The sequence below is a fragment of the Streptomyces sp. NBC_00038 genome, assembly GCF_026343635.1.
Classification (GTDB): domain Bacteria; phylum Actinomycetota; class Actinomycetes; order Streptomycetales; family Streptomycetaceae; genus Streptomyces.
Genome location: NZ_JAPELQ010000001.1, coordinates 107,498 through 127,775 on the forward strand (window position 1 = coordinate 107,498; position 20,278 = coordinate 127,775).

Annotated in this window: 19 protein-coding genes and 3 pseudogenes; 6 read left to right on the plus strand and 16 right to left on the minus strand. The window is 65.9% G+C overall.

Going from position 1 to position 20,278, the window contains the following annotated elements:
* Positions 1-167: 167 nt before the first annotated feature.
* The 4 genes and pseudogenes from OG219_RS00575 to OG219_RS00590 all read right to left on the minus strand — a co-directional run bounded on the left by OG219_RS00575 (position 168) and on the right by OG219_RS00590 (position 3,231).
* Entirely contained in the window at positions 168-941 is a 774-nt protein-coding gene (locus tag OG219_RS00575) for an SDR family NAD(P)-dependent oxidoreductase (protein ID WP_266821700.1), read from the minus strand.
* 659 nt (positions 942-1,600) lie between these two features.
* Entirely contained in the window at positions 1,601-2,191 is a 591-nt protein-coding gene (locus OG219_RS00580; RefSeq protein WP_266821702.1) for a flavodoxin family protein, read from the minus strand.
* A 507-nt stretch (positions 2,192-2,698) separates the two neighbouring features.
* Positions 2,699-2,896, minus strand: a pseudogene (locus OG219_RS00585) (thiamine-binding protein); the annotation flags it as partial.
* The gene (locus tag OG219_RS00590) at positions 2,893-3,231 is read right to left on the minus strand and encodes a DUF3817 domain-containing protein (protein ID WP_266821704.1); all 339 of its coding nucleotides are present in this window, start codon (positions 3,229-3,231) and stop codon (positions 2,893-2,895) included. The gene OG219_RS00590 and the pseudogene OG219_RS00585, both read right to left, overlap by 4 nt.
* A 450-nt stretch (positions 3,232-3,681) precedes the next feature.
* Here OG219_RS00590 and OG219_RS00595 point away from each other — a divergent pair, with 450 nt between their 5' ends.
* Together OG219_RS00595 and OG219_RS00600 are read left to right on the plus strand one after the other, a co-directional pair.
* On the plus strand, positions 3,682-4,083 hold the full coding sequence (locus tag OG219_RS00595; protein ID WP_266821706.1) for a heme-binding protein: 402 nt from the start codon (positions 3,682-3,684) through the stop codon (positions 4,081-4,083).
* Positions 4,084-4,119: 36 nt separating this feature from the next.
* The gene (locus OG219_RS00600) at positions 4,120-4,923 is read left to right on the plus strand and encodes an SDR family oxidoreductase (RefSeq protein WP_266821708.1); all 804 of its coding nucleotides are present in this window, start codon (positions 4,120-4,122) and stop codon (positions 4,921-4,923) included.
* Positions 4,924-5,238: 315 nt separating this feature from the next.
* On the opposite strand, the pseudogene OG219_RS00605 reads toward OG219_RS00600, so the two are convergent.
* A pseudogene (locus tag OG219_RS00605) lies at positions 5,239-5,645 on the minus strand (hypothetical protein).
* A 900-nt stretch (positions 5,646-6,545) separates the two neighbouring features.
* Positions 6,546-7,790, minus strand: a complete 1,245-nt coding sequence (locus tag OG219_RS00610; protein ID WP_266821710.1) for a CdaR family transcriptional regulator — start codon at positions 7,788-7,790, stop codon at positions 6,546-6,548.
* Positions 7,791-8,149: 359 nt separating this feature from the next.
* On the opposite strand from OG219_RS00610, the gene OG219_RS00615 reads away from it, so the two are divergent.
* Positions 8,150-8,998, plus strand: coding sequence for a DUF4394 domain-containing protein (locus OG219_RS00615; RefSeq protein ID WP_266835954.1), 849 nt, complete (start codon positions 8,150-8,152; stop codon positions 8,996-8,998).
* 849 nt (positions 8,999-9,847) lie between these two features.
* On the opposite strand, the gene OG219_RS00620 is transcribed toward OG219_RS00615, so the two are convergent.
* From OG219_RS00620 to OG219_RS00630, 3 genes are read right to left on the minus strand one after another with little or no spacing between them, the layout of a single operon-like run.
* Positions 9,848-10,258, minus strand: a complete 411-nt coding sequence (locus OG219_RS00620) for a VOC family protein (RefSeq protein ID WP_266821712.1) — start codon at positions 10,256-10,258, stop codon at positions 9,848-9,850.
* A complete protein-coding gene (locus OG219_RS00625; RefSeq protein WP_266821714.1) occupies positions 10,258-10,710 on the minus strand; it encodes an SgcJ/EcaC family oxidoreductase in 453 nt (150 codons plus the stop codon). Before OG219_RS00625 ends, OG219_RS00620 begins: the two co-directional genes overlap by 1 nt.
* Positions 10,703-11,317 (minus strand): hypothetical protein, encoded by a 615-nt coding sequence (locus tag OG219_RS00630; RefSeq protein WP_266821716.1) that lies wholly within the window; start codon positions 11,315-11,317, stop codon positions 10,703-10,705. Before OG219_RS00630 ends, OG219_RS00625 begins: the two co-directional genes overlap by 8 nt.
* Positions 11,318-12,109: 792 nt before the next feature.
* Here OG219_RS00630 and OG219_RS00635 point away from each other — a divergent pair.
* Together OG219_RS00635 and OG219_RS00640 are read left to right on the plus strand one after the other, a co-directional pair.
* Positions 12,110-13,060, plus strand: coding sequence for a GlxA family transcriptional regulator (locus OG219_RS00635; protein ID WP_323183246.1), 951 nt, complete (start codon positions 12,110-12,112; stop codon positions 13,058-13,060).
* A gap of 205 nt (positions 13,061-13,265) precedes the next feature.
* Complete coding sequence (locus OG219_RS00640) at positions 13,266-13,832, plus strand: damage-inducible protein (protein ID WP_266821718.1); 567 nt, start codon at positions 13,266-13,268, stop codon at positions 13,830-13,832.
* A gap of 164 nt (positions 13,833-13,996) precedes the next feature.
* Here the strand turns inward: OG219_RS00640 and OG219_RS00645 are convergent, their stop codons facing one another.
* From OG219_RS00645 to OG219_RS00655, 3 genes and pseudogenes are all read right to left on the minus strand, one after another.
* The gene (locus OG219_RS00645) at positions 13,997-14,134 is read right to left on the minus strand and encodes a hypothetical protein (RefSeq protein ID WP_266821721.1); all 138 of its coding nucleotides are present in this window, start codon (positions 14,132-14,134) and stop codon (positions 13,997-13,999) included.
* A gap of 144 nt (positions 14,135-14,278) precedes the next feature.
* Complete coding sequence (locus OG219_RS00650; protein ID WP_266821723.1) at positions 14,279-15,403, minus strand: alkene reductase; 1,125 nt, start codon at positions 15,401-15,403, stop codon at positions 14,279-14,281.
* 282 nt (positions 15,404-15,685) lie between these two features.
* A pseudogene (locus OG219_RS00655) lies at positions 15,686-15,894 on the minus strand (IS3 family transposase); the annotation flags it as partial.
* A 238-nt stretch (positions 15,895-16,132) separates the two neighbouring features.
* Here OG219_RS00655 and OG219_RS00660 point away from each other — a divergent pair.
* Positions 16,133-16,507: a hypothetical protein gene (locus OG219_RS00660; RefSeq protein ID WP_266821725.1), complete on the plus strand. Its 375-nt coding sequence runs from the start codon at positions 16,133-16,135 to the stop codon at positions 16,505-16,507.
* Positions 16,508-16,571: 64 nt separating this feature from the next.
* Here OG219_RS00660 and OG219_RS00665 read toward each other — a convergent pair whose 3' ends face one another.
* The 4 genes from OG219_RS00665 to OG219_RS00680 form a co-directional block, all read right to left on the minus strand.
* Positions 16,572-16,808, minus strand: a complete 237-nt coding sequence (locus OG219_RS00665; protein WP_266821727.1) for a hypothetical protein — start codon at positions 16,806-16,808, stop codon at positions 16,572-16,574.
* Between the two features lie 505 nt (positions 16,809-17,313).
* The gene (locus OG219_RS00670; protein ID WP_266821728.1) at positions 17,314-18,615 is read right to left on the minus strand and encodes a cell wall metabolism sensor histidine kinase WalK; all 1,302 of its coding nucleotides are present in this window, start codon (positions 18,613-18,615) and stop codon (positions 17,314-17,316) included.
* Positions 18,605-19,282 carry a response regulator transcription factor gene (locus OG219_RS00675; RefSeq protein WP_266821730.1) on the minus strand — a complete coding sequence of 226 codons (678 nt, stop codon included), beginning with the start codon at positions 19,280-19,282 and terminating at the stop codon, positions 18,605-18,607. Before OG219_RS00675 ends, OG219_RS00670 begins: the two co-directional genes overlap by 11 nt.
* A gap of 192 nt (positions 19,283-19,474) precedes the next feature.
* The gene (locus OG219_RS00680; RefSeq protein WP_266821732.1) at positions 19,475-20,194 is read right to left on the minus strand and encodes a hypothetical protein; all 720 of its coding nucleotides are present in this window, start codon (positions 20,192-20,194) and stop codon (positions 19,475-19,477) included.
* Positions 20,195-20,278 lie beyond the last annotated feature (84 nt).

Sequence of the window (20,278 nt, forward strand, 5' to 3'; positions counted from 1 at the left end):
TCTGTTCTACGGCGGGCCCGCTGGCCAAGACCGGTGGCGCGACTCAGGTTGACGAAGACCGGGCTACTTGCCGCACGATCGAGGCCCTGATCGCCGATCGCGACTCCAACGGTGCCGCTGGACATAGATCGAGCACACGCCAAATGGGAGAGGAAAGAAGCCGAGCGCTACAGATGCTTCCCTCCGTCCACGAGGAACGTAGTGCCCGTGGCGACGCGAAAATGAGTGACGGCCCCGATGATCGCGATCGCAATGTCGTCTGGCGCGACAACGACCTGGAGCGGGGTGGCGGCAGCCTGGGCGAGCATGGCAGACCTGCCCCGGCCCGGGACGAAGCCGGTGTCCACCGCGGCCGGCGCCACGCCGATCACCCTGATTTCAGGGCCCAATACACGCCCGAGAGACATGGTCAGGTTGTCCAGAGCGGCCTTCGCGGCACAGTAGGCGATGTTGCTCCCCAACGCAGTGCTGCCCGAGATCGAGGACACGTTGACCACGATCGCGTCGCCCGTACTCTGCATCAGCGATGCAAATGCTCTAACCACGGCGAACGGACCGCGGACATTGACCCGCATCAGCGAGTCAAACAACTCGTCGTCCAAGGCACCGAGGTCCGAGTGTGCCACTTTGCGCGTCATGCCCGCGGAATTGACCAGGACGTCACACCGGCCGTAGTGGTTCTCGACGAATTGTGCTGCCTCACTCAACTGCGGTGAGTCCTCGATCGACATCGCCAGGTGCCGATGCCCAGTACCTGGCAGATGGGCCACCACTTGGGCCGCTCGATCCGCGCCATGGTGGAACCCCACCACCACCAACGCCCCCTGTTCGGCCAGGCGATTCGCGGTCGCAGCGCCGATCCCACTACTTCCGCCTGTCACCACCGCAACCTTTCCCTCCAGTCGGAGGGCGTCAAGGCCACCGTTCCGCACTTCGTACATCCGATCGCTCCCATCGTCCGGGCCATGGCCAAATCGGACCGTGCACCATCTCAAACCCGTCGCTGGACGGACCGTCCTTGTGTGAGGTCAATGGGTCGGTCTCTGTAGCTCGGGATCCGGTCTCGCATCGCAGTGAACTCGGCGGGACCCGCTGCGAGCATCAACCGTCCTGCCCTGGGCAACGAGCACCTTGAAGATGATCTGGCAGCGCAGGTGTTGGGCCTCCTCGTCCCCGTGCTGACGATGGCACCAGGTTGCGTCCCTCATGAGTTGTTCAGTTGGCGGCATGGCTCTGCCCGGCTAGTGACCGCGGATCCGATGTCGGACCGGATCGAGCCGCTGACGCCGACCGATCCGGTCCGTGGTCGACCCGAGCCCACTCCGCTGAACAGTGATCATTTCGGCCGAGCGCCTACATGGAAAATGCATCGTCCTCAACGCCCGTCTGATCTGCGACCGCTAGGGGGTCGAGGCCGCCATCAGCAACGCGTGGGTGACAGGTCAGCTTCGGTCAGCATGACAACAGCGCACCTCTCAAGCTGTTCGACCAGCTTGTGTCATTGATGTCGTGTCGGATCTGGCCGTTCGGACGCTGCATTGAGCATGATCTTCGCGAGGCGCACGGTGCTCTCGTCTGCGCGGAAGCCAGGCCTGCCCGATCAGGCGGCGCGTGCGTTGCGACCGGCCACCCACGTGGCGGCCGCTTCCGCGACACGGCGACCCAACGCCTCGGCAGTGGCGATGTCGCTGACCGTCACACCCTCAGTGCCCTGGTCCGCGTTGGACTGTGCAGCGGCGCCCAAGAAGAACCCCAACCTGTTGAGATCGTTCTCGCTGCCCTTGGACGAGTTCCAGCCTCCGTGCATGCCCAGCGAGATCCAGTGCATGCCATGCTGTGCCGCCAGCGTCGCGTAGTACTGGAGTGTCGACTGCTTGTCGCCCGCCTTGGAAGCTGAGTTGGTGAATCCCGCGGCCAGCTTGTCCTTCCATGCCTGACGCGACCAGCGCTCGGATGTCGCCTCCGCGAAGGTGTGAAAGGCGGCACTGGCCGTTCCCATGTAGGTAGGCGAACCGAAGACGATTACATCCGAGGTGTCCAGCTGCTCCCACTGAGAATGTGTGATCTCGTCAACGGCAATCAGGTTGACGACTGCGCCGGCTTCCTTGACGCCCCGCTGAACCGCCTCGGCGAGAACTGCGGTGTGGCCGTAGCCAGAGTGGTAGGCGATGGACACGATGGGCACGCTCACGAGTACTCCTCTGTTGAAAACTAACGGTTCGGAATTCAACGTACGGGCGTACTAGCAGGTGAATCAGGTGCGGTGCGGACTCATGCTGGTGAAAATCCGACACCGTTGCAGCAGCCCCGGCAACAGCAGCTTCAGGACCATGCGAGCGCCGGTGGCGCCAGCGCGGGTTGCTCCAGCAGTACCGAGGCCTCCGTAAGTGGTCGCGATTTCTCGGACCGTGGCAAGGCCGAGACGGGTGCCGCCCTCGCCTCGTGTACGGGCATGGTTCAGCCAAGTTGAAACGGTCGAAGACACGCTCACGGTGGGACTCGGGATCAGGTCCACAGCATCGGCCCTGGAGCTGGAGCTGGGTGATGATCCGGCTCCAGCCGGGCCCGCTGGCCGACCGTCAGTCACCGCGCTCCACACCACAGTTCATCGACAACCAAGATCGACTTTGCGGCAGGCTCTCGTGCGGCACTCGGGTGGCAACGGCTATCGACCGGGCGTCAGGCCCTGCTCGCGCTGGCTCACCTGCGGCTCCACGCCGGTGACGGCCTGCCTGTCGACATCCATTACCTCGTCCGACTCACCCTCGATCGAGGTGAACATCGCGTCGGTGCGGTTGGCCAAGCCCAACTCGCGGAACACCCGAGCGGCGTCGGCGCAGCGCTCCCCCACGTCCTCCCCGACATCCAGCGGCGTCACGGGAGACGCGACGATCACGCGTTGACGATCCCTTCCGTGTGAGCGCGGGAGGCGGTGACCACGTCTTCACGCTTGAGCTTGCGCTCGGCGAAAAAGCCGCCGGCCGGCAGGACGGAGAGGACGAAGTAAAGCGCGGCGGTCTTCCGCGGCCACTGGGCACGCTTCCGAGCGTCCGCCCAGAAGATCACGTACACAACGAAGAGGACGCCGTGGACCGCGCCCATGATGGGCACCGCGTTGAAGTCCGTGGTCCGCTTCAGGACCGAGCAGACGAGCAGGAGGAGGAAGGAGACAGCCTCCGGGGCCGAGACGAGACGGAGGCGGCGGAGGGCAGTAGCGGTCTTGAGGTCCACGGGTCACCTTCGGTGGGTTCGGTGGGTTCGGTGGGAGAGACGTCGGCCTGCTCAGATCAGCTTGTGAATGCAGGCACAAACGTTCGACCATTGTGGCAAACCCCGGTGGGTGGCCTGGGCCCGGGGTCAGGCCCGACGCCCGGGGACGACCGAGCGAGTCACCAAAGATCCCCGCGCGCGGGACGCGTGTCCCGACCGACCAGGGAGTTTGCGCGCCATTCCACTTCTCCATGCCCTGCCGGGGAGAAGGAGGTTACGGACTCCTCAGTTGCGCACGTCACGGGCGTGGTTGAGGAAGTCCTTCGCAGCAGCATGGCATCCAAGAGGCGCCGGAGCCCCCTCACCCATTCATGTTATGGAGCGGCCCCGGGCGAACGTGATCAGCTGAAGTTCGCCGCTCGAAGGGCTCTTCGGACGGCTTTCGTCGTCAGCACGTTCGAAGGAATTTCAATGAGCATTTCCCTGGACGATGCCCAGTCAATCGTCGAGCGGGCCCGTTCCCATGCTGCCGGTATCGGGGTGCCAATGGCCATCGCCGTCGTGGACGGCGGCGGCCATCTGCTGGCCTTCGCCCGCATGGATGGCGTGATCCTTGGTTCGATCGAAATTGCCCTGGCCAAGGCCAAGACCTCGATCCTGTTCAACGGGCCGACCGAGAACCTCTGGGAGTACTGCAAGCCCGGCGGACCCGCTCCCACGGTCGAATTCACGAACGGCGGCTTGATCCCCTTCGCCGGTGGTGTGGCCGTCCATGACGAAGCGGGGACTCTGATCGGCGCGGTCGGGGTCTCGGGCGGCTTCCCCGCCCAGGACGGCGAGGTTGCCCGCGCCGGCGCCAAAGACTCCGTCTGAGCTCCAACTACCCGACTGCTCATCCGAGAGGACGTCATGAAGAAGATCCTGATTACGGGTGCCGGCAGCGGCCTCGGCCGCGGCACTGCCATCGGTCTTGCGCAGGCCGGCCACCAGGTCATCGCCACCACCGAGATCTGGCCGCAGGTCAGCGAACTGCGTCGGCATGTCGCAGAGCTTGGTCTGCAGGATCACATCACGGTCGACAAGCTCGATGTGCTCGATGCCCGCGACATCGCAACTGCTGCCGCCTGGGACTTCGACACCTTCGTCAGCAATGCGGCCATCGGCGACAGCGGGCCGATGGCCGAAATCCCGGTCGATCTGGTCCGGCGCACCTTCGAGACGAACGTCTTCGCCAACCTCGAACTCACCCAGCGCGTCATCCGCAAGTTCGTCGACGCCGGCACGGCGGGTCGCATCGTCCTCGTCAGCTCGATGGGCGGCATGCTCACCGCCTACGGGCTGGGCGCCTACTGCGCCAGCAAGCACGCGCTGGAAGCCATCGCCGCAACACTGCGTGCCGAACTCGCGCCCACCGGCATCACCGTCCAGACCATCAACCCTGGCGCTTACGACACGGGCTTCAACGACCGCATGGGCGAGTCGACTTACCACTGGCAGGACGACACCGTCAACTTCACCCGCGAGAAGGACATCAAGGCCACCTTCGCGGAGATCATGAAGGGCCAGCACGACCCGCAGGACATGATCGACAAGATGGTCGAGGTCATCGGCGCCGAAGACGGCAACTACCGCAACGTGTGGCCGCCGGCCACCGAAGAACTCATCAAGCAGATCCAGAACAACGCCTGGACGTTGCCAGTGAATCCGGCCTGACCGACCGATGCACGCGGAACCCGTACGAAGTCCGCGGAGTGGCGGGCGAGCTGGGTTGGTGCCTGCAGCGGAGGACACGTAGCCGCTCCCTGCCACTGTTCGGTGCGGATCGTCTGGAGCAGGTGTTCGTACAGCACACTCGGGGGAAGCGGGGCTGCCTGGCCCCTCGCTGCCGGACATCACCCTCTGGAACTTGAGCGTCGCGCCGCTGAGGTCGCAGCGGCGCGAACAGCACAGGCGCCGGTCCTGCAATCCCGTCGTATGACACGGCATGAAGACCTGGACAGTCTTTCCGTCCACCGGGGCTTTTCGGCACTACCGCTCCAGGGTGAGGACGGCTGCGGAGATTGCCGACATTCGATTCGGACTGCGTCGGGACGTACGGAAGATCCGCCACGACTTCAGCCGTGCGATGCCGCTCTCGACCGCGCCTGTGCCGGGGACAGCGCACGATTGACGGTCTGCTGGGTTGGCGTGGGCGCGCACCCCGGCAGTGCGGTGAGACCCACAGCACGAGGCCGTCCGGGTCGGTCACCATCTGTACGTTCACACCGTGATCAGGCCGATCGCCGTGGTGGTATAGGCGTGGACGGTGGCCACCGGGATGCCAAGCCGACAGCGATCCGGGCGAGCCTGTCCTGCTGGCCCAGGTACACCTGAGCGACCAGCGCACGCTGGTGCGGCGTGAGTTCGCAGCGGCGGTTCCCCGCGCGGGTGACCATGAGCCTCGTGACCCGCTCGGCCAGCACATGGGGCAGGCGGAATGCGGACCCAACGCAGCTTCTGTGTCTATGGGTTGAGGCTTCCAACCCGAACAGCACGGGAGGCTCAGACGTCGCGCACACCACCACCATCCCCCGACTAATGGCCGCGCCGCAAAGCGTCACCACCCAGGGCCAATTCGAACGGGCGCAGGCGGTGTTGCACGGCCTTCCCCGCTCGACTGCAGTGCAAGCGCCCCCAGTGCATACTCGCCAGGCGGTAAGTCATCAGCCACGGCCGAATGGTCCGGCCGCAGACGTAGCGGAGACCGCAGTCGGAGCGAGCAGATCGCAAACAAGGGGCGTTCCCGCGAGGGGGGCGGTTCCGTACGCGCCGTACGACTGCTGGGCCTACGGAGCTGCGAGCGCATTCCCATCGGGGAGCCGGACACAACACTCACGCAGTAGTCAATGGTAAGCCGGACGCTCGGAAATCGGGCTTCGGTCCGGATCGGAAGGAGCTCGAGCGGGAAAGGCCCTGCTCAACAGGGACCTCGACGCTCGGTCGACCATACCCACACCCTGCCTGACAAATGGGCCCACCACGGCCCGGACCAGCAACCCTGAACTCACCTGCCCTGGCAGACCTCCTACACACCTGCAGACACCACCGCTGCCACTCCGCGCTCGAGGGCCGGCCACCCCATCCCCCATCACCCCTGGGAACAACGCTGCGGCCGCTACGTCGTCGACCAGTCCGTCGAGGCCCGTGAAGGCAGCCTTGTCGCTGAGGAGTTAATCCGCGCCGCCATCGACCGCAACGGCGTCGTGCCGCACGCCGTGCACACCGGGGCACCTCTATGACCGCCACACAGGTCGCCCAAGCTCCTGACCGATCTCGGTGTAACCAACCGGACGTCTTCAGCGCCACGCTCCCGACAGGCGCCGGGTGACGACGGCACTGAGCGTACGCACTCCCTGTGTCGAGCCAGGGTCGATACCGGAGAGCTCGCGGACCCGGCGCAGGCGGTAGTCCAGGGTGCGGGTGTGCACGTTGAGCGCGGTCGCCGTGGCACCGCGGTGCATGTCGTGGCAGTAGTACGCATCGAGAGTGGCGAGGAGGTCGGGACCGGCCTCCAGACGACGGGCCACTGCACGGAGCCAGTCGTCGACGCACTGCACGTCCGCGACGGCGAGTTCGACGAAGACATCTGCCAGAGTGTGCGGCCGCAGCCGGGCGGACGCTCGGTGCAGCGGGGCTACCTGGCTGATCCGTCGGGCACGGTCCAGAGCGTCGGCCAGCTCCGGCAGCGGAGCCGTGGCCGTGCCGACGGCGCAGGGGCGGCCGAGGGCGCCGGCGAAGTCCCGTACGAGATCCGGCAGGTGTTCGGGGATGAGGTCGGGTAAGAGGTCGGGAACAACGTGTGGCGGTGCATTTTCCGCTGCCACGGCTCCAGAGAACAGGGGAAGCAGGGCGATCAGCTCACCGCTCCCGTTTTCGCCTTCCGGTCCCCACATGACCGGCGCCTGGTGGCTCTTCACCAGCACCCCGATCTCGTTTTCCAGAAAACGATCGATGGTGGGCCGGTCCTGAAGCCGGAAAACCGTCACCGCGCAGTGATCCGGCAGTTCTATGTCGAGGGCTGCGGCGAGTTCCGCCGAAATCGGATCTCCGCTCAGTAATGACCGGGCCAGCAGGGCGACCTGTTCGGTATACGGGATTCGGCGGCGCAGTACGCGCACGAATCCCTGACGGTAGGCGCCGATGCCGCGTTCGCCCTGCGGAGCGAACCAGGTCATCATGCGCATGAGTTCGTCAACACCGCCGCCGCGCTGGGTCTCGGTCGCCTCGTTGATCTCACGCAGCATGAGCGCGGTGTGGACGCGCAACACCCGCTGCCGCGCGTCGAGCGACATCCCGGCACCTGCCCGCAGCTCCCCCATCGACGCTATGTACCCAAGATCCTTTTCACTCAACTCGCTGTTGTCCGGCGATAGTTCGACCGTGCGATGCCGGAACCATATCGAGTGTTCCAGGGTCTCGGCCCGTGCCCGGGGGTCCTTGTCAAGGAACCCGAACTCTTGGATCTCACGCGTGTATGCCTCGACCTCACGGCGGGCGTTGGTCGACGCCTGCCGGGCCAGCTCGGCGAAGAGGCTCCCCATGAACGCGAGCATGTCATTCGGCGCCAACAGCCGACAGACGAGATCCGGACGGTGTTCATCACTCCGCACAAAACGGCGGCAAGTATATCGACAGGGGTTTTGTCACAGTGCGCAAAATTCCCGGATCGGGGCGTTCTCCTCAACATTTCTTCTTGTGGAGGAGCTGTGAAGCAGCCTTAATGAGAACCGTGCACCCGCCCGCAGGAAGGCCCACCGCAAAAATCATTCCAGCGCGACTTCGGCACGACTGCGGTAATCAGTACGGGCGGGAGTAGGTGAATTATCAGCCAGGCGCTTCGAACGGCGCTTGCTCAAACGGGAGGGAAACTCTGATGAAAGCAGGCACGAGAAAGAGAATCATGGCGGCGGTCGCGGTCATGGTCACGTCGACCGCGCTCATGCTCGGTACACCGGGGACCGGCTCGGCCGCCCCCGCCGCCACGCCCAGCCTGCGCGCGTTCGGGATCAGCGGCGATGGCACCCTGATGGCCACGTTCTGGACCGACCGGCCGCAGGTCCTCGACTGGGTCAGGGTCGTCACCGGCCTCAGTGGCGACACGGGCCTGATCGGGATCGACTTCCGGGTGCAGGACGGTCTGATGTACGGCGTCGGCAACAAGGGCGGCATCTACACGATCAAGACCCCACCAGCCACCGCGGACGTCGTGGTCACCAAGGTGTCCCAGCTCCAGTACGCGCTGAACGGTACGAACTTCGGCGTCGACTTCAACCCGGCGGCCGACCGCCTGCGCGTGATCAGCGACAACGGCCAGAACCTGCGGCACAACCTCAACGACCACAGCACCATCCAAGACCTGAACCTGACCACCCCACCGACCGAGGGCACGACCAAGGGTGTCTCGGCCGCCGCCTACACGAACAACGACCTCAACGCGGCCACCGTGACCACCCTGGTCGACATCAACACGACCACCGACCAGGTCGTTCTCCAGTCCCCGGCGAACAACGGCACGCTCGCTCCGACCGGCAGCCTCGGCATCGACGCCGGGCTCAATGCCGGCATGGACATCTACAGCACGCTGTCCGGCGGGAAGACGGTTGACAATGCTGCCTTCGCCTCCCTGATCCCGTACGGCGCTAGCACCCCCTCGCTGTACAGCATCAACGTCTTCACCGGTGAGGCCACGTCCATCGGCCAGTTCCCGCTGAGCATCACGGACCTGGCCATCTCCCTCACGGGATCCTGACCCCCGGCCGTCGGCCGACCCTCGCCGCGGCCCGGCCACCGCCGGACCGCGGCGAACCGGCGCCACGTCTACGGTTCGTTACCAGCTTTCCCCTGCGTGGTGAGGCTTTGTGGCGCGGCCACTAATCGGGGGATGGTAGTGGTGTGCGCGACGTCTGAGGCTCCCGTGCAGCCACAGACGGGGTCCCGTGCGGGGGCGTTCGGCGGGATCACTGTGCCACTTGACGCCGTTGTCGGTGACGTTGAAGAACGCATCCACCATCTGCCGGTTGCAGGAGTCCTCTGGCTGGCCGCCCCGGCCCTCCGGCCAAGCGGGTACCGGCAACGCGCTGCGTACCACTGCCCACCCTGTATCGGTCGTGTCCGACAGATACGTCCTGTCCAGTCGGTCGGCTGCTTCCCGAACCGATGGACGAGGTAATCGCACGGCGACGGCACCCGAGTGGAACTCGAGGACAAAAACGCCTACGGCTGCATCAGCAGGGCCTCCTCTCCCACGAGTTGGCTTCGGCACCCCTGGTGCTGGACCCGGGGCCCTGCCTTCATGCGCCGGCACTCTGATGTAGTCCTGCTCCGCAACGGGTCGACGGACTGGTGAACTGGCGGAGCCAATCGGTGAGCGCAGAGGACGAAGCGCAGTCCGCCCCGATGGGCACCCCGCGTTGCGGGGCTGATATCTGGTGCGACGAGGCCATGCAGTGCAGTGCATGTGCGCCCTCCAAGTGAGGAGGCGCCCTGCACGGAACTACCGAAGCCGGAGTCATCAGCGGTTCGACGTGGTTTCCTGCGACGCCTGGCCAGGCCGACGTTCGGGGAGGTGCACCGGGACTGTAGCGCCGTGCTTCCGGTGTTACTCGGTGTCTTCGTCCGCCGGCGGACGGGGCCCGCCGAAGCCGTGCGCGGAAAGGTCGAACCAGTTCCCTTCGGGGTCGATGGCCCGGTATTCGGCGAAGGGACGGTTCGTGAAGCGCTCGGCAGGCTTGTCCGCCCCAGCTGCCACCAGGGCTGCCATGCTTTCGGACGTGTCGGCGACTTGGAAGCCGAAGTGGTTCATGCCCAGCGGCGTCTCGCCGTCGAGCTGGTGCTTGATCAAGGCGAGGCTGAAGTAGCCGTCGGAGAGGAAACAGCTGCCGTCAGGATCCCGGTGAAAGATCTCCATGCTGAAGATTCCGCTGTAGAACGCGGCGAGCTGCTCGGGGTCGCGGACGACAATCGCAAGGTGGCGCAGCTTCGGCTTCTCGGCGGGGCGCGTGTTCGACATTAGAGCTCCTTCTCAGGTCGGGGGGCGGGGGTATTGCTCGCTGCTGAGACCGGGACCATGTTGTGGAAGATGGCGATCTGCCATGCCGACCCCCCTTGGCCCGTCGGCGTGTGTGCCACCACGGCCACGGCGTGCGTGCCAACGAGGTTGGTACCGTCGTGCGAGACGACGGCCGATGCGGCGTTGACTACGGCGATGTCCGGGCTCAGGTAACGGATGGACCGAATGTCCACCTCAAGGCGCGTTGCCCGGTAAGTAGTGCGGAACAGCCGGTCGTGGCCGTGGGCTATGCCGGTTCGGCCGGGAGGTTTCTCGCCACGCACCGTGGTGAAGTCGCAGTCCTCGGCGAAGACGGCGGCGAATGCGGCGGCGTCGCCGTCATTCCAGCCGCGTTCCATGGCGGTCCACAGGGCGCGAATCTGGTCGTCGAATGCAGTCATCGGCTCACGCATCCGCTGGAGCATGGGTTCGTACGCGCAGGGGAAGCGCGGTGCACTGACCTGTGGGGTCGTCCGGCGGTGTCCAGGCCGCGAGCGCATGGTAAATGGCGCCGCCTCGGCGTTCTAAGTAGCAGACGACGTTGATGGGCCAGCCGGTGTTGGCGAAGACATGCTGGTCCATGGGAGTGGGGCGCTCACTGAGTACGAACTGCCGCTCCATCGGAGGACCAATGCGGTGCCAGTCGGGATGCATGTGGATCGATCCGAGGATTTCTAGCCCCGCGGCCTCGGCTTCACGTGACGTGCGGAGAAGGTCGCGGGAGTCGATCCACCAGCCGCGAACCTCGTTCTCATAAGCAGGACCGAAGCGGGGCACGATCGACTCGGCGAACTCCTGGCGTGCCCCCGGGTCGGAGGTTCGGGCGTTACGGCCGAAAGCAACACGCTCGACGTAGTGAGTCGCCCCTTCTGTGGTGCCCAGCAGCAGTGCGAAGCAAGGAAGTGGGCTCGATGGAGTGATCAGTTGGTACTCACCGACGGCCGCGGCGAGGAACTCCTCGAGCGCGCGCCCGCTCATCAGCACAGTGGTCGGATCCGGCACTAAGCCTGGAAAAGACATGACAATTAGCCCCTTAGCGACAAATTTTTAGTGAAGGGTTGTATCGATTGCCGAGCGTACGGGAGACTACTTGAACTCTCAAGCAAAGAGTGCGATCGGGGCCACGCCCCCAGGGAGTGCCTGCTCCGGCCGCAGCGGAAGACACCGTCGCACGACGAGAGGCGACGGGGCGGGCCATGGTGCGCACTCCCCCGGTTGAACTGCCCGTTCACCACGGAGACTTACGCAGTGGCCTGCCCTTGCTCAGAGAGCAATCACCGATAGCGGATGCACACGCGGGCAGATACCCGGGCGTTCACGAACCTTGACCGGCCACGTCACCCGACGAGACACCATGCCCGCTTCTGCGGAGGGTGGATATGACTCCGCAGCAGGGATAGGCACGCGCCGACGCGTCCGCGCCGACCAGCAGCTCACCGCGAATCCGGCCCCGTCAAACTCGGTCCGCACCACCGCCACCCGCTCCACTCCCAGCAGTCCGGAACCCGCCGCGTTGATCTCTGCTTCGCTGATGCCTTTCTCATCGAGTTTTCGTCTTCTACAGCTGCGAATCCCGCCCGCCGTTCGGGTCCGCAAGCCACTAGGCGATGGCTCCCGACGGCTCGGCCCGGGAACGCCGGTCACGTGCTCGGGTGGTGACTTCAGGATTGGCCACCGATCCACGTCATCCGGCAGGTCGCGCACGGCGTGCTGGAAGTCCACCGTCCGCACACCTGGCGCCACACGCCGGATGTCCGGATCTGTGGGTTGGTTGTCCTTGAGGTCCTATCGCTTCCTAGCAAGACTTCTCCTGTGGCAGATGTGAACCAACACGATGTCGTCGTTGTGGTGTGTGCGGGTGTGGTGCTGCTTGACCTCGCTGGGCCGATACAGGTCCTGAACAGTGCAGGCAGCTACCGGGTGCGCCTCGCCTCGCTCGACGGCCAGGCGGTGCGCTCGGATACAGGGGTGGTGTTGAGTGTCGACTGTGCGTTGTCCGATGTGACAGAGCGAGTGGACACTCTCGTCGTCCCCGGACCTCCGCCAGGTCTGCTCGACCTGTTTCCGTCGGAGCTGATCGCCCAGATCCGCCGGCTTGGCGGTGCCGCGCGCCGCGTCACCTCGGTATGTACCGGTGCATTCCTCCTGGCGGAGGCCGGGTTGCTGGCCGGACGACAGGCCACGACGCACTGGTTGATGTGCGCGGACCTGGCTGCGCAGTTTCCCGATGTGGCAGTGCGACCAGACGCCATCTATGTGCGCGACGACCAGGTGGTGACCTCGGCGGGAGTGACCGCCGGTATCGACTTGGCCCTCGCCCTGGTCGAGGAGGATTGTGGCGCGGATGTGGCCCGAGCCGTCGCACGGCACTTGGTCGTGTTCCTGCGACGCCCGGGCGGTCAGTCCCAGTTCAGCGTGTGGGGCGACGTCCCCCTGCCACGCAGCCCCGCTCTGCGCACCGTGCTCGACAAGGTCGCGGCCGAGCCTGCCGCCGACCACACCCTGGCCGGGATGGCCGCCCGCGCAATGGTCAGCGAGCGCCACCTGACCCGCCTGTTCCGGCGCGAGCTCGGGATCACACCAGGCCAGTACGTCACCCGGGTCCGCGTCGAGGCGGCCCGCACGCTCCTTGAGTCATGCGACGTCAGCGTGGAGGCCGTGGCCCGCCGTTGCGGCTTGGGTTCTGACGAGACCATGCGCCGCGTGTTCCTCCAGGTCCTCGGCACCACTCCAACCGCATACCGACAACGTTTCGCCTACTAGTAGAGGAAACCTGATGTCCCGTCCCGTTCCCCGCCGTGTCGTGCTAGGCGGCGCCATTGCAGGCGCCGCCGGAGTCATGATCGGTGGGCCAGCCGCCAGCGCGAGCCAAACTGACGCTGACCTGTCCTTTCCCACCACCCGACTGGCCCGGCGCGCCCACACGCTGGTAACCGAGACACAGGAACCGTCCCTGCGGTACCACAGCTTGCGCAGTTTCCTGTTCGCTCGCGCGGCCGCCGACCAGCAGGGCAAGCGACCGAATGAGGACTACGACCTCGAACTGGTCTACCTCATCAGCGTGTTGCACGACATGGGGTTGACCGAAGAGGGAAACACCGACAACCAGCAGTTCGAGGCCACCGGCGCCGACATCGCCGCGCGGTTCCTGGAAGAGAACGGCGTCACCGACCGCAGGGTGGACACCGTGTGGGACGCCATCGCACTGCACACCTCGCAACTGCGCCGGTCACCGGTGTTCCTACGCCGTCGCCCTGCCGAGATCGCCATCGCGCTGAACGGGGTCGGCATCGACGCGGGCGCTCCCGGCGGTCCCGCCCAGCTTCCGCCCGGGTTCGCTGACCGCGTCCACGCCCGTTATCCCCGACTCGGCGGCATCCGCGCCCTCTCCCAGACAATCGAAGAACAGGCCCTCGCCAACCCTCTCAAAGCGCCCCCGAGGACGCTCGCCGGCGAGCTCGTCCACCAGCGCCACCCATCTCTGCCCTACGTGACCTGGGACATGACCCTGGAGGCGAACTCCTGGGGGGACTGACCCCGTCGAGGTGGGCCGCGGTCAGTCTCTGGCGGGACGCCTACTCGCAGCTGCGTTCACGACTTTGATGAGGTCCCAGCAAGGGCCATCAACTGCTACTCGATCGCGTTGATCTGAGCTGGCCACTGTTTATCCAGAGCAAACAGCCCGATTTCCAGTCGATTTCAGTAGCCCGCGGTCTGTCCTAGCGCCACCGACGACTTGGCCAGTCCTTCCTCGAAAAACCCTGCGTTCAACCAGGTCGTCTTACCAGCCAACAGCCAGGAACGGGTGACCCGCACCGACATGTCGGTGCGGGTCACCCGCACCCTTCTGATGGTCCTCGGCAATCTCGACGACCATTGCCAGCCGCCAGCTTTCGTCATCGCCATTTCGGCTTCGCGGCTACCACGCGGAGCTGACGGGCCGAGTCCGCCGTTTGCGACATGACTCGGCCCGGCTACGGATCACCTTTCCTGATTCGCCCCCTGCAGCAGCGGATAGTCGGTGTAACCTGCGGCGTCCGGGCCATAGAAGAGGTGCGACTTCGGTTCCGTGAGGGGCGCGTGGGCGGCGAAGCGGGCCGGCAGATCGGGGTTGGCGATGAACGCCTGCCCGTAGGCGACCATGTCCGCCAGGTCATCCTCCAAGAGCATGTTTCCCCGGTCCTGGTCGAACCCTACGTTCGCAATGATCGTGCCTTGGTAGACCTTCCGGAAGTGCCGGAACATCTCATCGTTGACCAAGTCCGCCAGCGGTCCTCCGGCGGGGTCGACCATCATCCCCATGAGTAGCAAGTGGGACAGGTCGTAGTCGTTGAGGCGGCCGAGCACGTACTCGCTGTCGGCCAGTGCGCCACTATCGGAGACGAACGCCCCCGTCTCAGACCAGGCGGGTCCAGCCTTCACACCGACGCGGCGCAGGTCGACGTGGTCACCGACGGCCTCGATGATCTCGAAGAGGAAGCGCGCGCGGTTCTCGATCGAGCCGCCGAAGCGGTCCGCGCGCCGATTGGTGCGGGGGTTGAGGAATTGGCTGATCAGATAGTTGAAGCCGGCCTGGAGCTGCACTCCGTCGAATCCTGCTCGCATAGCGTTCCGGGCGGCCGTCGCAAAATCGGCGACCGTCTGCCGGATGTCGGCTTCTGACATCGCCAGGGGCTCCACGGTGGGCTTGCGACCCTCCGGCGTGGGGGTCAGCAACCCCGGATCGACGGCCGAGGGCGCGAGTGGCGGGCGGCCCTCGAAGAAGTCGGGGTGCGAGGCGGACCCCGTGTGCCAGAGCTGGGCGAAGATGACTCCTCCTGCGCGGTGGACCGCGTCCGTCACCTGTTTCCAGTGGGTGACCTGCTCGTCGGTGAACAGCCCCGGGACGTCGTGCCAGCCGATCGCGGCACGGCTGATCCACACACCCTCGGAGATGATCAGGCCGGCCGAGGCGCGCTGAGCGTAGTACTCGGCGTGCAGATCCCCTGGCAGCAGGTCGCGGTTGCGGGCTCGGGCTCGGGTCAAGGGGGCCATGACCATGCGATTCGACAGCGGGAGGTCCCGCATCCGGTACGGCTGAAGCAGCGGCTGCGTCGAACTCGTCACTGGAACTCCTCTGGAAAGTCGGGCTCAGCACACCCGTGAAACAGCGCCGGGTCACATCCCGGACGGCGGAATCCACCGCGCACTTAATGCACAGATCTGAGCGTTAGGGTGATGCTAGCAGTCAATCGCCTTAACGCAAACATCTGAGCTTCAAGCCGAGGTGGGCGCCAAGGGGCGAGGCTCACAAGCGACGGCCACGGGGTCGCCGTCGGCGCGCCGCCTGCTGAAACCGGGCGTCGGAGCACTGGCAGCGCTCCGTAACGGACTCCTGGGCCAGCGTTACCGGCCTTGCGGGGTGCCCCGTTCAGGGCCGCGTTGAAACTCTCCGCGGCGGCGTTGTCCGCGCTCGTCCCGACCGCTCCGCGAGAACGGATCACGCGGCGTTCGAGGCATGCATTCGCGAAGTCCTTCGAGGCGTGCCGGGCCCCGTTGTCGTTGTGGAAGACCGCCCCGGCCAGGTCGCTGCCGCGGGTGCGGGCGGCAGATTCAACGGGAATCGGGAGACGTCCAGTTCAGTGCTGCGGCGTGAAGCTGCTCGCCGGGGCGACGGCAACGAAAGCGGCGAGACACACCCTTTCCCGCAGCGGACCCTGAAGCGGATCTTCAGGACGTTCAGCGGTTCCTCAGCCGTCGGAAGCAAGAGTTGCCTCGTACCTGAACCGGTGGGACCGGGGGCCCGGATGGATACCGACTCCCTTGCGTCCCTTTACTCACGAAGGAGCTGATCCCATGAGCACGCGATGGCACCGAATCTCAGGTCGTCGAGGCATGGTGATGGCCGGCGCAGTGGCCGCACTGCTCACCTCGGGCGGAATTGCCGCGGCAGCGGCATCGACCGACGGCAGCACCCCCAAGCCCGAAGGCGCCACGGTCGTCGAGGTGCCCGGCGCGAAGCCGGATAGCTGGGAGCCTGTCGAGGCCACTCCGGTCGACGAAGCCCCCGTCGTCGTCGGCGACGAAGGCACCACCACCGTCGAGAAGCCCTCTGTCGTCGAAGTGCCCGGCGCGAAGCCGGACAACGGGGAGCCTGTCGAGGCCACTCCGGTCGACGAAGCCCCCGTCGTCGTCGGCGACGAAGGCACCACGGAGGGCCTGACACGGTGACGCTTCCGGGTCACACTCGACGGTAGTCGGAGCACGCAGGCATCCGCAGGGTTGCCGAGTCGCATCAGGGAACGCTCGGCCGGGACTTCCCGGCCGAGCGTTCTTGGTCTCCGGGTTGGTCATCCAGAAGAGCAGCCGTGAACGCCTCGTGCTGAGCTACCAGCCAGTTCTGGATGCGGTCCCAGCGGCCCCAGCCGCCGCGCTCTGCCAACGTCTGCGTGTAGACGGGGTCTCCGTCTGCCACTCGGCTGGCGACGAAGGCGCGGCAGATCTCGGTGGCCTGTTCGATGACACCGGGCATTTCGGCACGTTGCTGCAGAGAGAAGCCGTAACAGTCGGCGAGCGTCCGCAGTCGCGTCGGGGCGTCCGACCCTGAGGGATCGAGAGCAGCAGCAGGCGCGGGATCCAGCGTAGGAGCCCAGTAGCGGGCGGCCATGGCGACGTCCCACAGGGGACGGCCTGGGGCCGACAGCTGCTCACCTCCGCGCGCTTGGAGAACATGGCTTCGACGCGGCACCGATGCCGGTGTGGAGGGCGCGCGCGGTGCGCAGGGCCGGGCGTTCCACCAGGGCACGGCGGCGGACAACCGCACCCCCGTTCACCATGGCGCCGGCCAGCACTTCGCCCTTTGTCACCTCTCGCCCTCAGCCGTCATGTCAGTCACGCCATCGTCGGGCTGGCCGCGTGAGGCACGGTCCCGCAGTGTGCTTCGCACTTGGTCGCTTACCTGCGCCTGATCGGGACGACGTGGTTGCCCTTCAGTCACCGGGATCGCCGTGCTCGGCGGTCAAGTTGATGCTCGGCTGCTACTGCATTGCGGGCAAGGGCAGAATCATGACCATGCGGGCACCGGAGCCTGTCTCAAGGGGTGCTTCAGCGGTGAGGGTTCCCCCGTGGGCAGTGGCGATGTCGCGGGCGATAGCAAGGCCCAGACCGGTGCCGCCCTGGCTGGGGGTACGCGCATCGTCCAGCCGGGTGAAACGGTCGAAGACCCGCTCACGGTCGGCCGCGGGGATGCCTGGACCATCGTCCATGACCTCGACAACCAACTCGCGCTCGGTGTCACGCACTTCGACGATCACGCTGCTGTGGGCGTGGCGCAGCGCGTTGTCCAGGAGGTTCGTGAGAAGGCGGGCGAGTGCCGTGCGGCTGCCCGGGACCGTCGTGTCAGGGGCTGAGTCCGTGAGGAGGACCACGGGCTGGTGGGGATAGCGTTCGGCGACTGTTCGCCGTACGAGATCGGTCACGCACAGGGGTTGAAGCTTCAGGGGCTGGCGCGCGTCCAGGCGGGCGAGGAGCAGCAGATCAGCGACGATCTCCTCCAGACGTGTGGTGTCGTGCAGCGCCTCGTCGCCGACGGTGGTCCATTCGGCGCGGTCCGGACGGGCCAGAGCGAGCTCGAGTCGGGCCTTGAGGGTGGTGAGCGGGCCGCGCAGTTCGTGCGAGGCGTCCGAGGTGAACGTACGCAAGCGGCCGACGGCACGCTGCAGTTGATCGAGCGTGCCGTTCATCGTCTCCGCCAGCAGGGCGACTTCGTCGTGTGAATCGGGGACGGGAACACGCTGCTGGAGGCTGTGGGCGGTGATGTCGGCGAACTCGGCACGGATGTCCGCGACCGGTCGTAGAGCCCGGCCCATCGCGTACCAGGTCAGGCCAGCGATCAGCACGACCAGCAGTGCGGTGACAGGGACCAGGGCCCAGATCATCGTGATGACAGCGGTGTCGGCGGGAGCGAGGTTAGGAAAGGCCTGCACCACGGTCGTTCCCGAAGAGGTGTCGACCTCGGCGCTGACACCCCCGTCCGCCGCTTGGGAACCCGTGACCGGCTCTTGGGCGGTTGACGACCAAGTGGCAGAAGTGCTGACGTCCGGCAGTGAAGCCTGCACTTCTGCCGCGGGCACGCCGGAAGCGAGCTGACGAGCCGCCTGCTCGACATGGTCGTGAGCCGTGGCGTGGGCGGAGTTGACCAGGTTGGTGTGAACGACGTAAAGCAGAACCGCCGAGCAGGCAATGAGCGCAAGGCTGGCGACGGCCGCGACGGCGGCGGTGGCACGGCCCCGTACCGTCCGCGGCCTCAGCCATCGGCGGCGTCCGCGGTCAGGCTCCATCGGAACGGAGCCGGTAGGCCCCGCCGGGGACGGTTTCGATGCTGGCCCGGCGAAAGGGCCGGTCGATTTTCCGGCGAAGAGCACTGACGTTGACCTCCACGATGTTCGTGCCGCCCTCGTACGTGCTGTCCCAGACCTGGTCGAGGATGGCGGCCTTGCTGATCGCGATGTCCGGGGTCGCGGCGAGGAGTGCCAGGACATCGAACTCGCGGGGCGTCAGGGCTATGTCCTGCCCCGCCCGGCGGCATCGTCGAGCCCCTGTGTCGATCTCGAGGTCGCCGAAGTGCTGGACGATTTGCCGTTCGGGGCGTGCCCGGCGGATCAGAGCACGAAGCCGGGCATTGAGGACGACGAACGAGAAGGGCTTGGTCAGGTAGTCGTCGGCGCCGGTTTCCAGCCCCTCTGCTTCGTCGTACTCACCGTCCTTGGCCGTCAGCATCAGGATCGGGGTGTTGTCTCCGACGGATCGGAGGTGGGCGCAGACCTTGTAGCCGTTCAGGCGGGGCATCATGACATCGACGATGATCACGTCGTAGTTGTCGGACGCCGCCATGGCGATACCGTCCAGGCTGTCACTCGCGGAGTCGACCGCGAAACCCGCTGCACGAAGCCCCTGTTGGAGCAGGTCCACGAGTCTGACATCGTCGTCCATCACCAGCACGCGCATACCAACTACCTTGCCTCACGTGCCGCGCCGGGCGCTGAAGGGGATCTTCAGGACGTTCAGCGGCCCTGGCACGGCGATGCGTTGGGTCGCACGTGCGACTGCATTGCGGCCCAACCTCGTTTGTGGTCAGCCCGTCCTGGTCCAAACGTCGTGCTGCACCTGCTTGACCTGGCAGCCCGGCCCACATCGCCATCAGGTGACGGAAAGCTCGGAGAGCTCGATGGAGATGAGGATCGGCTCCGGCAACGCGCGAGCATCCTCCTGAACAGGCACGACGTAACGATGTGTGGGGAAGACCAGCCCCGACGCCGTGAGGTGCTTGCCGGTGAAATGCGCGGCCGGCGTCCCGCCCAGCACGTCAGGTGCGTAGTCGTGACGGCGCAACAGTCCTGCGGCGTCGTAGTAGAAGACCTGCTCGACGCAGTGCGTGGCTATCTCCCTCGGAAATATGGCTCGTAGCCGCCGCCAGTCCTCATTGGCTTCATGCCACGGGGCCAGTTCTGCCAGCACCACGCCGGGGTGAGTCAACAGGTAAGGCGCGGTGAGGTAGTTCCACATCGCGTACCCGGCGAAGTACAGCGCGTGGAGCTCGTCCCAAGGGGCACCCTGACTCAGGTCGGCGAAGGCTTCACGTGGAGCCGTGCGCTCCGCGACGACCACGCCGTCCTCCCCAATTACTGCGACACGATCGGGCGTGAACAGTCCGCGCAGTTCCGGACTGGTGAAACCTGCGAAGACCAGCCGCTGCCGCTGTACGTCGACGGTCAAGTCGGCGCTTGCGAGGATTCCTTCCTGATCCACAAGTGTCCACAGATCCCCTCCGATGGCGCCCTTGGCGTGGATGGTTGTCGCTTGTTGCCAACGTGGGAGGCCACCGTGTGCCTTGAGAACGAGATCCATCAGGTCGCTCATTGGCGTTGTCCATTCTTGCTGCTGGTTGCTTACCGGACTGCTGACCGAGGTGGCAGATCTGCTGGGCCAGGGCTGGGGGGATCC

Coding starts and splice junctions, on each gene's coding strand:
- OG219_RS00575 (WP_266821700.1), bottom strand. CDS start 941: ATGTACGAAGTGCGGAACGGTGGCCTTGACGCCCTCCGACTGGAGGGA.
- OG219_RS00595 (WP_266821706.1), top strand. CDS start 3,682: ATGAGCATTTCCCTGGACGATGCCCAGTCAATCGTCGAGCGGGCCCGT.
- OG219_RS00600 (WP_266821708.1), top strand. CDS start 4,120: ATGAAGAAGATCCTGATTACGGGTGCCGGCAGCGGCCTCGGCCGCGGC.
- OG219_RS00610 (WP_266821710.1), bottom strand. CDS start 7,790: ATGGGGAGCCTCTTCGCCGAGCTGGCCCGGCAGGCGTCGACCAACGCC.
- OG219_RS00615 (WP_266835954.1), top strand. CDS start 8,150: ATGGCGGCGGTCGCGGTCATGGTCACGTCGACCGCGCTCATGCTCGGT.
- OG219_RS00620 (WP_266821712.1), bottom strand. CDS start 10,258: ATGTCGAACACGCGCCCCGCCGAGAAGCCGAAGCTGCGCCACCTTGCG.
- OG219_RS00625 (WP_266821714.1), bottom strand. CDS start 10,710: ATGCGTGAGCCGATGACTGCATTCGACGACCAGATTCGCGCCCTGTGG.
- OG219_RS00630 (WP_266821716.1), bottom strand. CDS start 11,317: ATGTCTTTTCCAGGCTTAGTGCCGGATCCGACCACTGTGCTGATGAGC.
- OG219_RS00660 (WP_266821725.1), top strand. CDS start 16,133: ATGAGCACGCGATGGCACCGAATCTCAGGTCGTCGAGGCATGGTGATG.
- OG219_RS00665 (WP_266821727.1), bottom strand. CDS start 16,808: ATGCCCGGTGTCATCGAACAGGCCACCGAGATCTGCCGCGCCTTCGTC.
- OG219_RS00670 (WP_266821728.1), bottom strand. CDS start 18,615: ATGGAGCCTGACCGCGGACGCCGCCGATGGCTGAGGCCGCGGACGGTA.
- OG219_RS00675 (WP_266821730.1), bottom strand. CDS start 19,282: ATGCGCGTGCTGGTGATGGACGACGATGTCAGACTCGTGGACCTGCTC.
- OG219_RS00680 (WP_266821732.1), bottom strand. CDS start 20,194: ATGAGCGACCTGATGGATCTCGTTCTCAAGGCACACGGTGGCCTCCCA.